This window comes from Paenibacillus sp. MCAF9 (assembly GCF_052114265.1).
In the GTDB taxonomy this organism is placed as follows: domain Bacteria; phylum Bacillota; class Bacilli; order Paenibacillales; family Paenibacillaceae; genus Pristimantibacillus.
Window position 1 is genome coordinate 52,242 of sequence record NZ_JBFREL010000018.1, and the last position, 13,339, is coordinate 65,580.

12 protein-coding genes are annotated in these 13,339 nt (G+C 46.6%); 1 reads left to right on the top strand and 11 read right to left on the bottom strand.

From position 1 onward, the window contains the following. The first annotated feature begins 117 nt into the window (after positions 1 to 117). Positions 118 to 933, top strand: a complete 816-nt coding sequence (locus AB4Z45_RS22540) for a lipase family protein (protein ID WP_441911701.1) — start codon at positions 118 to 120, stop codon at positions 931 to 933. Between the two features lie 100 nt (positions 934 to 1,033). Here the strand turns inward: AB4Z45_RS22540 and trhA are convergent, their stop codons facing one another. The 11 genes from trhA to AB4Z45_RS22595 form a co-directional block, all read right to left on the bottom strand. After that, positions 1,034 to 1,681 carry a PAQR family membrane homeostasis protein TrhA gene (gene trhA, locus AB4Z45_RS22545; protein ID WP_441911703.1) on the bottom strand — a complete coding sequence of 216 codons (648 nt, stop codon included), beginning with the start codon at positions 1,679 to 1,681 and terminating at the stop codon, positions 1,034 to 1,036. A gap of 73 nt (positions 1,682 to 1,754) precedes the next feature. Beyond that, positions 1,755 to 2,450, bottom strand: a complete 696-nt coding sequence (locus tag AB4Z45_RS22550) for a lipase family protein (RefSeq protein WP_441911705.1) — start codon at positions 2,448 to 2,450, stop codon at positions 1,755 to 1,757. Between the two features lie 271 nt (positions 2,451 to 2,721). Further along, positions 2,722 to 2,925 (bottom strand): hypothetical protein, encoded by a 204-nt coding sequence (locus AB4Z45_RS22555; RefSeq protein WP_179089865.1) that lies wholly within the window; start codon positions 2,923 to 2,925, stop codon positions 2,722 to 2,724. A gap of 32 nt (positions 2,926 to 2,957) precedes the next feature. Continuing rightward, entirely contained in the window at positions 2,958 to 3,875 is a 918-nt protein-coding gene (locus AB4Z45_RS22560) for a TRM11 family SAM-dependent methyltransferase (RefSeq protein ID WP_441911707.1), read from the bottom strand. A 27-nt stretch (positions 3,876 to 3,902) separates the two neighbouring features. Beyond that, positions 3,903 to 4,232, bottom strand: a complete 330-nt coding sequence (locus AB4Z45_RS22565; protein WP_441911709.1) for a LapA family protein — start codon at positions 4,230 to 4,232, stop codon at positions 3,903 to 3,905. A gap of 187 nt (positions 4,233 to 4,419) precedes the next feature. Next, a complete protein-coding gene (locus tag AB4Z45_RS22570) occupies positions 4,420 to 6,231 on the bottom strand; it encodes an FTR1 family iron permease (RefSeq protein WP_441911710.1) in 1,812 nt (603 codons plus the stop codon). A 66-nt stretch (positions 6,232 to 6,297) separates the two neighbouring features. Beyond that, on the bottom strand, positions 6,298 to 7,605 hold the full coding sequence (efeB, locus tag AB4Z45_RS22575; RefSeq protein WP_441911711.1) for an iron uptake transporter deferrochelatase/peroxidase subunit: 1,308 nt from the start codon (positions 7,603 to 7,605) through the stop codon (positions 6,298 to 6,300). A 4-nt stretch (positions 7,606 to 7,609) separates the two neighbouring features. Next, positions 7,610 to 8,473 (bottom strand): iron uptake system protein EfeO, encoded by an 864-nt coding sequence (efeO, locus tag AB4Z45_RS22580; protein ID WP_441911775.1) that lies wholly within the window; start codon positions 8,471 to 8,473, stop codon positions 7,610 to 7,612. A 153-nt stretch (positions 8,474 to 8,626) separates the two neighbouring features. Next, positions 8,627 to 9,721 (bottom strand): glycosyl hydrolase family 18 protein, encoded by a 1,095-nt coding sequence (locus tag AB4Z45_RS22585; RefSeq protein ID WP_441911712.1) that lies wholly within the window; start codon positions 9,719 to 9,721, stop codon positions 8,627 to 8,629. A 37-nt stretch (positions 9,722 to 9,758) separates the two neighbouring features. Next, positions 9,759 to 11,420: a polysaccharide deacetylase family protein gene (locus tag AB4Z45_RS22590; protein WP_441911713.1), complete on the bottom strand. Its 1,662-nt coding sequence runs from the start codon at positions 11,418 to 11,420 to the stop codon at positions 9,759 to 9,761. Between the two features lie 38 nt (positions 11,421 to 11,458). Then, positions 11,459 to 13,330, bottom strand: a complete 1,872-nt coding sequence (locus tag AB4Z45_RS22595; protein WP_441911715.1) for a glycosyltransferase family 2 protein — start codon at positions 13,328 to 13,330, stop codon at positions 11,459 to 11,461. Between the last annotated feature and the right edge of the window lie 9 nt (positions 13,331 to 13,339).

Sequence of the window (13,339 nt, forward strand, 5' to 3'; positions counted from 1 at the left end):
CGATTATACTTGGAGCTGCCTTAAGAAGTCCATTTTTTTCCGCTGGTACCCATCTCCAGGGCTGATCATATATTACAAACATCGGGAGAACCGGAGTTGTATGAGCGGAGGGATGGTATGACAGCAAATACGAGAGGTACGTTAACCACGCAGGATCTCGATTTTCGAACAGCTCTGTTTTTGGCTGCGGTTTGCGGACAAACGTACATGCAATACAATAACAAGGACGGATTATTTCTTGTACCTAGAACCTACAGCTTAGTAAGTGAATTTACGGCTAAAGCATATGACGACAGCGATGAACGATTCGGTTTTGTATTAACATCTGAACGTGCGTCTGTGCTCGCTTTTCGCGGCAGCAACTCTGCAGTGGATTGGGTATCTGATTTCATTGCCCAGCAAACGACTTACCGCCCCGTCAAAAATGCCGGTCTAACGCACAAGGGGTTTACCGACATCTATATGTCAGCACGGACTCAAATCATTGAAATCATAAATCAGCTTCCACAGGGCAGACCGCTGTTTATAACAGGACACAGCCTTGGGGGAGCACTTGCAACCCTTGCTGCTCTCGATCTGGCGAACAACACTGCTTTTACTGATCCCATTATATATACGTATGGAGCACCTCGAGTCGGAGATCCGAAGTTTGCAAGCAGTTACAACGCATCCATTGGTACGCATTGGCGTTTTCAAAATGAATTTGATATCGTCCCCCATCTGCCTACGCTCGTTTACCAATCACCAAAAACCAAACAAACTTACTACTATATGCACGCAAAGGGTGAGGTGAAACGTTCATTCCGTATGGGCTCAGTCTCAGGAAACCATATATTATCAAGCTACTTCGCTGATCTTGCCCAAGAAGATCCCGCCTTTGCTTTGGCTATTTGCGCGGAGCCGCCAGGCTGGTGCCCAGCAATTGAAGTTTAATTCCGAGCTGCTGCAAAAAAACAAAAAAAGCAAATCTCATCTCCCGCACAGCTTGCTTCATGCGAGTAAGATTTGCTTCTCTATGTCCAAATAATCTTTGTCATTTCGCTGGGAGAACATATAGCAATATAGCAAAGAAATGGACAATTGAACCGCCAAGTACAAACAAATGCCATACGGCGTGATGGTAAGGAAAGGCACGCCACATATAAAATATCGTTCCGAATGTGTACAGCAATCCCCCTGTTACGAGCAACTGCACCCCGCCTGGAGCTAGATGCGTTGTGAGCGGCTTCCAAGCAAATACGATAATCCATCCCATTGCGATGTAAATAATCGTTGATGTGAATAAAAATCGTGAGGCAAAAAAAGCTTTAAACGCCACACCGACTAATGCCGCTCCCCAAACGATACCAAACAGTACCCAGCCAAGCGTACCTTGCACGATATGGAACAGAATCGGAGTATAAGTACCTGCTATAAAGACATAAATAAACGAATGATCAAGTGATTCAAATACCCGCTTCGCTTTTCCCTCGGGGAAGCTGTGCACGAGCGTTGAGGCTGCATACAGCAGCAGCATGGCTGATCCATATATAGTAAAGCTGACAACATGAAAGGCCGTTCCCCTCGTTGCCGCGAATACGATCAACACGACGAGTGCCGCAATGCTGAGTGCAGCCCCAATCCCATGTGTGACGGCATTCGCAATTTCTTCTTTCTTTGTGTACGTATGTGTATTGGCCATGGGTCCTTCACCTCCTAGGTCGTAAGCATCTCACTTTAGAAGCTGCTGCTTACCCTCACCTTAGTGTATAGGATCAGACCCACCCTTTCAACCAACCCCGCACGCGGTCCACTGTTTTATCTAGATTGCAAACGGCCTCTTGGTCGCTAAAATCCTCCGTATGGCGAAAATAATCCGCATGCCCGCCCACAGTAGGAATTCCTTCAACATAGCCTGGCGCGTACTTCATGCGATTCCACCTTGGCATCGCATATTTGCTTATGCTCCATCCGCCCCAAGTACCTATTCGGCTAATCGGGTCATTAAGCTTGCCCAAGCTGTCGATGGAATGAAAATAACTAACGCGCTCTTGAAGCTTTGGCTCGATCGGCGTTCTTGGTGATCCAACTTGCACAATTCGAAAATCCTCGATTTGATCCTGCTCATAAAGCATTTTTGCCGCTTGATAAGCAGCGGCACCGCCGCCGCTGTGTCCAATCAGCAATAAACGCTCGCTGCTCATCGTTTGTTTGATTTTCTCCAGCGCATGTTGTCCGCCGATCCGGCCAGCCGTTAAACGGTTGGACAAGTCGCTCTTCACCTCTAGCACTTGTCTAACCAAGCTGCGACTGGCATCGCCATAAGGAAATATGACGTGGATAGCTGGTTCGACACCATCGGATTGAAACATTTGTTCCAGCTTAACCTTGCATTCCGTAAAAATGCTATTGGATGTTGCGACACCGGCAAGCAAATAGATACTCATTCGTGATGGTTTGGTCGCCGTCATAACGAATCCCTCCGTAATTAACTTAAACGTTATTCATTTTCATGTTTTATTATTTTTTCTAATTCATCCGTGTATATTCATTATGCGGGATAGTCGATTGATTCATTCTTGCCTTTTGTTGTAATTTCCGTAAATTCAGGCAAGAACCCGCGAATTTCAAGCTGATTAACCTGCTTCTTATATTATTATATAAGAAAAACGCCTAGCTGTTACCAGCTGGCGTCCTTCATTGTTGCTATTGCTGCATTTCAAAAAAAGTTGGAATCAACAGCTATACACCCATTTTTTTACGCTGATTGTTAACTTTCTTCGTGTTCTGGCTCTTCAGTGCCTGCGTCCCCGTAGAAAGATGCGATTGGCCTGGAGCTCCTCCAGCTTTCGCTTGTTTCTTCTGAGCGAGCAATTGCTTCGCTTTCTCCGCTTGAGTCAGCTTCTTAGGCTCCTCTTGGGATTCGTTTTGTTCGATTGTAGACATAGGTTCACCTCGTTTCATGCGCTACATAATTCTTATTCTACTACACTTATATATCTGGTAAAAGAGGCTTTACTCAGGGTTGTGGTTTTTATGATCCTCCAAGATGCCAGCTCTAGCTGTCTCATCATTGGATCAGTTGTGACAATAACCGCTCGCTTCGCCCACCTTCTTACACTTTCAAGCATAACAAGCTGCTCGCTTTCTGGCAAGACAGAGCACAAATTGTATGGCATATCTACAATGGCAGCATCGTAATGACCTTCGAGAAGCCGCATATCGCCAAGTCTTACTCGGTCTGGATAACCAAAATGAGCAAGATTTGCGCGCGCGCCTCGCACGGCAAGCGGATTGAGATCCAACCCCTCAATGTCGATTCCCATTGACATGCCTTCAATCAGAACGGTTCCCATTCCACAGCACGGATCAATAAGCTTAAGCTGTTCAGCTGCTTGCCCAGCCGCAAGATTCACGATCGCACGAGCTGCTCTTGTTGGCAGTGCAGTTGAATAATTTTGCGGCTTATTCTGATGCCTCAGCCATACAGCTCCGCTTTCTTCCAGCGGTCCAAAGTACCAGCGACCATAAAGCTTCATTAAACCAAACAGCTGCTCCGCTTTGCGCATATCGGCTTTGCCATGAATAACCGCACCGGCAGCTCTCTCGAGCTGTCTTTGCTCATCGAAGGTGAAGGCTTCATCGCCTTGCGTATAAACAACCTTGAACGTTTTTCCACCCAGCTCAATTGACGGAAGCATAACAATCAGTTCTTCCATACTGTTAGCTTCCAGCATGACGGCTATACGCCGTTTTACGAAAGGGCTGCGATCAACCGATAGCTTATGCTGACTTATGACAACGCCTTGTTTGGGCTTCTCGCCGAATAAGACTTGCAGCTCCAGCTCACACAAAGCTGCTTCATCCTCATGGCATGCATACGTATAAATAAACATGAATGGCCTCACGATCTGATAACTATATTATTCCTTTTGTGGAACTGCCGCCTCTTCGCTCGGCTCCGTGCGAGTCGTTGCCTTGGATAAACCAAGCAGCTCTGCCTCGGTTTGAAATTCAGCAAGCTGCTTCTCTAATGATTTGACCGTTCGCTGCAAGCGAATCTGACGAATCATCCCCAGCAGGCCTACGGTTAAGCCGCCAAGCAGCGTCGATCCCAATATGACGAGAATGAGCGGAAGGGTTGCCTTCGTAAACAAAAAGTTTACATGTACCGAATCGATATTGATAACCGCAAATATTGCGATAAGAAGCGCGAATACTAATGCGGAAATAAGAATTCCCGGACCTTTCATACCGATTCCTCCCTTTTCAAAAATCATACCACAAACCTAATCCATTCGCCTATTGGCAAGCTATGAGTAATTATTTTGCCTTACATACTAAACTTAACCACAATTTAATAATAATGAAGCATCAATAAAAAAATAAGCTGCCCCAAAAACAGATTCTATCTGCTCTTGGAACAGCTCCATTGCATCGTTATTTGGCTTCTGCTGCTTTACCGGGTGATGCCGCTTTGCGCAGCTGCGTTATACTTATCTTTACGATAATATACACTAGCACTGCAAGCTGAGGCAGTGTAGTTTCCCAAGTCGGATATACGCCTAACGCCCCTATAGTCGGTACGCCTGAAGCAGTATGTGACGGAACCCACCCTGATACCTGCAAGGAATGTATGCTCTCGCCAAGGAAGCGAACAACGAGATAATAGATTAATGCGGATGCAACAAGGAAAAATGGCCGTATGGGAAGCTTCGCGCTAAATTTAATAATCGCAAAGCCAAGTGCAATCAGCAGGATGAACGTAACGCCAAATCCGAGAGCCAGCTGCAGCGGATCGATAGACGGTGCCATCCCAACATAAAATATCGTCGTCTCCGCACCTTCGCGGAAGATCGCTAGACCCGAAACAGCAAATAGTGACCATAGGCTTCCTCTTGCGAGCGCACTGCCCATTTGTTTGTCGATGTATTGATTCCAATTGTTCATATTAGACTTATTGTGCAACCAATTGCCAACTGTAATCATTAGAATAACGGATAGTAAGCCAGCAATACCTTCAATCGACTCACGCGCACTTCCAGCTGCGACCTGAGCAATGGCATACGTTAGCACAACAGCCATAATACCGCTAAGCAGAAGTCCTACCCATACGCCAGACCATACCCACTTGCGTTTATCGTGATTGCCGGTACGCTGCAAGTACGCAAGTAAAGCAGATAATACAAGAATGGCTTCAAGACCTTCGCGCAGCAAAATCATCCCCGCATCCCAAGCGGTGTAACGGGTATCCTGCATCATTGGCTCTAGCTGCTCCAGCATCTGGGCTATAAGCTGCTCTGCCTTATCTGCCGCTGGAGGATCGGAGAGCAAATACCCGCCCGCCTCAGCCATTCCAATCTCCATACTGCTATAGATAGCAGCCGATCGTAGGGCAACCACACCCTCAATCGCAGGCCACTGCACGATAAAAGCTTCCATCTGTCCAGCCGCTTCTGGATAATGCCCTTGCTGGACATCATTTAACGCCTGATTTAGGATGTCCACAGCATCGGCTACCGTTATGCCCGACTCCTTAGCCACAGTCGCTATTTTCCCATCGCGATAATCTTGAATAAGCTGAATGAGTGCTAGCGCTTCGGTTTCTGCTTGCTCGACTCGCGGAGGATCAGCTTGAACAGCAATGCGAAGCATGCTCATCTTCGTTTCCAAGCCGCTGTAAACGTTGAAGTGATCCGCTCGAATGGCAGGCTCCACTTTCAGCCAGCTGTTGTTCATTTCCCTATATTCAGCATTTGCCTTGTCCAAGTCGCCTGCTTGAATGCTTGCAAGCAGCTTCTCTGCCAAAGGAAGTATGCTGACAGCCGCATCTTGACCAGTTAGCTGAGTCGCCGGTGCGTCTTGAACGCTCTTCACGTATTTATTAAGTGCCTTCGCGAGTAAGGATAACGTAGCTTTGGCAGCGTCAGCATCGCTTTCCGGCGCTGCTAAAGCTTTTATAGCTCCCGCAAGCGCAGAATCCACCGCTGCCGATTCCTTCGTTGCCGCAGGCTCAAGCTGCTTCCACTTAGCCGAAGCATCTTCTATATGAGCTGCCGCTTCCTTCCACTTTCCTTGACCTGCTTCAACAAGAGCACCTCCAACGAGCGGAAGCAAACGATCAAGCTCGGCAGATTGTGCATCTTCAGCAAACGTATATAATCCGCTGCTCCCTAACATCAATATCATCAGTACAAAAAAAGAAATGAAACGCATACTCCACTGTTTCATTCCGCCATTTTGTGCGAACATAGACGTCCGCCCCTTTCATCATCAAGAGCTATTTTCTACAAAGCACTAATCGAGCAACATCATGATTTAAAATAACGTTTCTCCGATATATCCGCCTTCACGAACACCTGGAAAACAAGCAAACATCGCACTCCCCGTATGAACGACATACTCATTCATTAGGTCGCTTTGCCCAAGCTTAGTCTGCATCGGAATAAATTGTTTCCGTGAGTCGCGGTTAAAACAAATAAACAACAAGCCTGCATCCAGCTGCCCGGTTTTGTGATCCATTCCACTTGAATACGAGTAGGAGCGGCGCAATATTTTTACCGTGCCATCGCCATGAGCTAGACGCACATGCGAATTCATCGGAAGCAACGGTTTGCCCTTCTCGTCCTTCTTCTCCAAATCAAGCTTGTCGAACTCATGCGCTCCGCCAAGCGGGGCACCGCTGTCTCGGTGGCGGCCAAAGGTTGACTCCTGATCCCCGAGCGTCGAACGATCCCACACCTCAATGCGCATGCGAATACGCCTTACGACCATATAACTGCCCTTATCCATCCACGGCGTACCATCCGCTGCGGCTGCCCACACGACCTTGTTCATTTCCCCATCATCGTTAACGTCTGGATTGCCTGTTCCATCCCTAAAGCCCATCAGGTTGCGAGGCGTTGCATTCGCTGGATCAGCACCGCTCGTACGCTGGAAACCTTCCTGCGTCCAGCGGAGCACCGCTTTCCCTCTAGCTATACGAGCTAGATTGCGGATCGCATGGAATGCAATTTGCATATCATTAGCATTCACTTGAACGCCAATATCACCGCCTGACCATTCATCTCGCAGCTCGTCACCGCCAAAAGCAGGCATATCAGCAAGCGCAGCTGGCCTTTTGCCCGCTAATCCGTATCTTGCATCAAAGAATGACGAACCCACACCGAAAGTAATCGTAGTACGAGATGGCAGCAAACCTTCTGCTTCACCCGTATCTGACGGAGGAAGATTTAAATTATCGTTAGTCTTGCCGAGCATTTCACCATTTGTCATGGATGCTGCCGCACTCGTCCATGCTTGAAATAACTTGCGCACCTCATCCAGTGTACTCGCCGTTAAATCAAAGGCAGCAAATAAAATAAAGTCTTGTGCCGGCGTCGTGATTCCGGCCTGATGCTTGCCATAAAAGCTGACAATTTGGTCTTTATCTGCTTTAACTGCCTTGGAAGCAGGCTTAGCCGCGCTGCGTTCCTGCGTTTGGAACAAGCCTCCAACACCAGCTGCTCCGAGCAGCAGTCCAGCTCCGCCAACACCTGCCAGCCTTAGTAGATCTCTACGGCTGATTTTTTTAGCATCTATGTTGGGCTTGCCCTCATTTTGATTGGAATTAATAGGTTCCGTCATGTTGTTAAGCCTCCAATATTGTACCCATTTGAGAAAGCGGCTCGGCAAGCGCATCAATAAGCTGGCTTAGCTTCTTTGTATCTTCCTCTTTCAAATCTAGATAGGACACATAGCCATCACCTGATTTGTAAGCTGACAAGGCTTGCTCAAGATCAGCAAAGCCTTTGCCGATTTGCTCATCCAGCGCAGCATCCTTTTTGTTCAATTCAGCTTTAACCAGCTGATAGATTTTGTCTGCACCTTCCACGTTAGCTGCAAAGTCGTACAGATCCGTGTGTGAATAACGTTCTTCCTCGCCCGTCACCTTCGAAGCGGATACCTCATTAAGCAGCTCTACCGCTCCCGTTACAAGCAAACTTGGCTCAACTTCAACGGTTTCCATCAAAGCGCGAAGCAGCTTTACATCCTCCAGCAAGCGGTCTGCATATTCACCCATACCTTCGGTTGAGTTCTTCTCCCACAGCGACTGCTCAATGCGGTGGAATCCGCGCCAGTCCTTGTCTTCTACGTCATTCTCACGCGCATCAATATTTGGATCGAGGTCGCCAATCGCTTCAGCTATCGGCTCAATACGTTCAAAGTACATGCGTGTCGGCGCATACAGCTTTTTCGCCGCCTCAACATCCCCGCTCTTCACAGCTGTTACAAACTTCTCTGTTTCCAATATGAAAGTATCGGCTTGCTCAATAGTAAACTGACGATAGCTCTCCAGAATAGGTGCCCAAACCTCGTCCGAGACGACAGCACCGCTTGCGGAATTGCCTTCTGCTTGTTTAGGCTCATTCTTATCTGCATCATTTGAGCCGCAGCCTGTAAATACTACCGTACAAGCCAGTAAAAAAGTCATTAATTTATACTTCATTAAAATTGCTCCCCACTCCAATAAACTGGATCTGTTTTTGTCCTAAAATGAAGTATATTCGCTATTGATAATCATTGTCAATGGAATATTTCAGTACTAAAGAAAAGTGCTTCCGCAGCTATTCTCATAAGCTTCGGAAGCCCTTCGTTATTCCCTATTTTATTGCATATACAGCTTCAAATTTGTCAGAGATTCCATCTCTATTTCGCCTAATCTCCAAATCGCCGCCTTGCTAATTCCGTTCGCTTTTGCATTATTTATCCAATGAGTTAATGTCACTTCATCTGCATACCACACGGTATGCTTCATATTGTTGGCCTCAGCATCTGTATATTCAAAAAACATGCTGCCGCTCGCTTGATCGCGCTGCGCTTTACTGCCTGTTTGCTTTAACAGCAGCCCCGCTCGCTCCTCAGTCAAAGCTTCAACCTTGCCATCCTCATGCCAATCGAACCCGCCAACCGAGAAAGCCATATACGGACTGCCAGGCAGTACTTCCATTCTGGTTGCCAATTGTTCAATAAAAGCTTCATCCGCTTTTGGTCCTGGTTCGCTGTGGGAGCCATATAGGTTATATGCCATCATGACATATTCCGGGCCTTCCGGAAGCTTTAATTGTTCAATAGGAGCTCTTGGTTCCAAAATGATTCGAAGCGACTTCCCGCTTTTTTGCAAACGAGTATGAAGCTCCGAGTAGAAAAGCAGCATCCGTTCCCAATCCTCTTCCTCGACTCGCTCATAATCGATCTCAATTCCGTTCAAGCCAAATTGATCAACGGCTGCAATCAATTCATCAACATGTTTTTTGCGACTTTTCTCCGTCTCTACTAGCCGCTTAATTAAACTCGAATCCTTTTGAACAGACTCGCCATTTTCTTTAAACTGGTCATTTACTACCGTCAGATAGAGCTGCATCTGTTCGTTCTTCTTATAAATCTTCATGATTTCAGGCAATGCCTGCTGGAACTTATCCGTAAAATAAAGACTATCCTTATAATCAAAATAGGCCGCAAACAACTGCAAGCTCGTTAATTCACCTTTAATAATACTCAGGTCCTCAATTCCTTGCTTCCACTGCCAGTCCACAATCCAAGCTGACAATTCAGGCAGTACGTTGGCTGCAGCCTGCTGTACGTCTTCAATAGACGACTTCTCCGCTTTCTTTGCGCGATTTGTAAGATTGGAAAAATACATTGCTGCGCCTACAAGCACCACAAGCAAACATGCTGCAATAAGACCTTTTCGTTTCCGCATTGATTCAAACTCCTCGAATTATTAGGTTCTGATTAAGCTAAAACGTATCGATCGCCCAGTCGAATGATGCATTTATCGCGTTCTTCACTCTACTGATCAACCCCTCAATCCCAACATAACCGTTCTTGTATAATGACTCATGCTCTGTACCGTCCTCTTTGACGGTCGTTACTTTTATATTATCAAAAACAGCGTCGTAAATATCATCTTTTTCGTTGTTAAGGCTTGCTTTGGAAGCAAGCGCAATATTTCCGCCGACGATCGAGCTGCTAATTTGCTGCAAAGAGAGCTGTACATCATCTACAATCACCGTTAATTGATCGCCCGATACGCTAACTTCAAGCTGCTTCGCACGTTCAGCAGCCTTGTCCCCAAGCTTGCTTGCTAGCAGCCGTTCAACCTTGCCTCCGGGTGCCTTTTGCTCAACAATAACCGAATTATCCTCGATCGATACTCGAACAAATGAATCCTTATTCTGATCGTAGCGAACATAAATCGATTGGCTGCCGACTACATGACCGCCAAGCTCCGCAGTAAGTTTTACGTTGGCAGCATGAATATCTTTCAACAAAAGCATGCCGCTTCCTGCTGGAACAGAGGTTAAAGCAATCCGGTTATCCGTAAACTCAGCCGCACCGCTGATAAGCTGCCACTTTGCCGATCTCCGCTCATCCCCTGCAATAAAGCTGACTTTTTGACCGGTATCCTTACTAATTTTCATAAGCAAATGATTCGTATACCAATAGGAAGCAGGCTGCACCCTTGTTAAATTATAAAGGCTGTCACTGCTTTTATTCAAGGAAAGTCCTTCACGGTTAAAATGCATGCCGAACATCGCTTTAATATTTTGGTCGTTCACACTCTCAACAAGCCGGTTCATGCCGTTGTACATAATGTTCGCGTGCATAATCATATACACGTTAGGAACAAAGCCAAGCGTCTTGTTGTAAATTACTTTCATCAACTTGTAGTCTGCATTGATGCGTGCTTCCATTTCATCTCGATGCTCCGCAGGCACTAGGTTCTCATCCCGGATAAAGTCCATCAGGTAGTGAGTGTAGTAGCTCGTGTCAGCCCGATCTTTGAACTCATTCTCTTCTTTCACACCAATGAGCTTGCCTTCCTTGTCGAAAATATTAATATAAGACAAGCGGTAGCCGTTGCTTCCCAGCTCCCAATAGCCATTTTTCATCATACTGAGCATGTCCTTAGGCTGAAGGAATTTGGATTCATTGCTCCCAACCTTATTCGCATAAGACAATATGGTCGCTTTATAATTGTATTTCTCCAGCAAAGGCTGAGCAAATAAACTGGAATCGTTTCGTCCATCCTCGAAGGATAGAAACAGCGCTTTAGACGGCAAAGGTTTTCCAAGCTTGTAATAGTCCATAACATCCTGCTGCGAAATGGTTACATAACCTTGATCGTGCAGTGCTTTCAACTGCTGATCCAGCCGTTTTTTGGAAATCAGCTCCGATGTGCCGTTTCTTGCTACGCCAAAATAAGACAGCGCAATAAACCCGTCTTGATTGGTCCACTGCGCCTTATCCGGCTCCGCATATTGCTTGATATCAAATACAGCATGGAAAAGAATGAAGCCCAAAACAAGCAAGATGATCATCTGTACGGTCGTTCTGATCACCTTTCTTTTGTTTTTCCGCTTATAATCGAAAACTCCATTCGTATACCACTTATTCATAGCGGTCATCCTTATCTAGGAAATAGACCATGGCCGCTTTAAAGCGGCATGTCCATATTCTTGTTGTTTTTGTTCTTTCTCGCTGCTTTCTTATTTCGAGCTTCAATGTCCTGCGGCGTTTCTCTCGTTCCCCACGTTGATTTCCAGAAGGTAACCCAAGCAACAGGCATTTGCCAGAGCAGCACAAACTCGTAGAAGATACAAAATACGAATCCAAATACCCACAGCTTGCTCTTTCGAAACAACAGGTGGGCAAAGCTCATCAACAGCGCCATCAGCAGCAGTCCCATCAGGAAGGTGCTCGGGAATATACGATACATGATCGGTACATAAACCAAGTTGTACAAAACCACAACCGGTGCTGCAATCGGAACAATAAGCCCAATGTAGAAGAACAAAGCCATAAACGGCTCCTTCCGCCAAATAAAGCCCCCTGCTCGCAGCGATTCACGCAGCCATGAACGTTTCCAGCGCATTTGCTGCTTTAAAAACACGTTCATCTCTGAGGGGACGATTGTGGAGCAAATCGCTGTATCCTGATAGCCGGTACGATGTGTTTTCAAAATAAAATTAGTCATGCTGCGGTCATCGCCAAAGGTCGCTGGCTGCCCCAAAAACTTCTGAGTCAGCCAAGCATCCTTATGCTTCAAAATTAAATCCTTGCGGTAGCAAGAGAGTGGCCCAGACAAGCAGGTTACGCTGTCAAACCAAGATTCAGCTGCCTTCATAATTCGGAATGCAATATAGTAACGAACCGTCTGCAGCTTCGTAACTGTGTTCGTATATTTATTTTCCACATCCGTGCGTCCAGCGACGCCGCCCATTCGCGGGTCCTGAAAGGGCTGTACGAGATTTCTAATCGCCGTTGGCTCTAGAAAGCTGTCAGAGTCCACAAATACGACCAAACGATGCTTTGCCATCTCCACGCCCTTTACAAGCGCTACGCGTTTGCCCCCATTTTCGGACAATACATGCAATTTCAGACGATCCTTCGTTTCGTACCTCTGCGCCTCTTTGTGAACAAGGTCGATAACCTTCTGAATTTGCTCAACAGAACGATCCTTAGAGCGATCATCTACGACAATCACTTCCAGCTTGTCGATCGGATAATCTTGATTCATGCAGCTCAAAATCGTTCGATGAATCCATTCCTCTTCATTAAAGCAAGGAATAATAATCGATACGCCTGGCGTATAATGCGGATTAACCGGCACATCGCGGTGCAGCGCGCCGAAGAAGTAACGAGTGAGCAAGAAAGCTGCTGCCGTAATACTGTATAAATACAAGATGAAATTATATTTAAAATAAATGATGCTCTCCACACGCATAAGCATAATAATAGCAACTGCTACAAACAGCAAGGTGCTCGCCGCATAGACAGAATAACCCCAACGCTTCTTCTGAAGATACGTGGATAATGGCCTCTCAAATTGGAAAGCGATAAGCTGCTTCGCTCCCTCTTCGCTATCTCGCGTAAATGTTCTTTTAATAACAGCTTCTATTTTCACGGCAGACTCATAACCTTCAGGCATCGTACCAGGCGGGATCTCGAAGCTCAGCTTGTACTTTGCCCCCTCCATGAACGTATCGCCAATAACGGATGCATCCAGTTCAATCAAAATGCCTGTAGAAGAAATGTCTACCGCTTTTCCCTTTATTGCCTGCTTCTTCCTCCGGCCAATGCGAAGCAGCCGCACGTCAAAGCTAGCCTCATATCTCAGGCTAAGCTCACGCAGCTTATGCATCGCCGCCGCATCATCACGGCCGTCCTTGCTTTGACCTTCGGCATAACCTCTTCGATCAACCTTTTGCCGCAAATGCTCCGGATCGGGAACGCTCCAAAGGGTGCGTCTGTCCGCTCTTGGAACAGTCAGCACTTCTATCGGCTTTTTTTTCTGTCGTCTAAACACGCTGCTGTC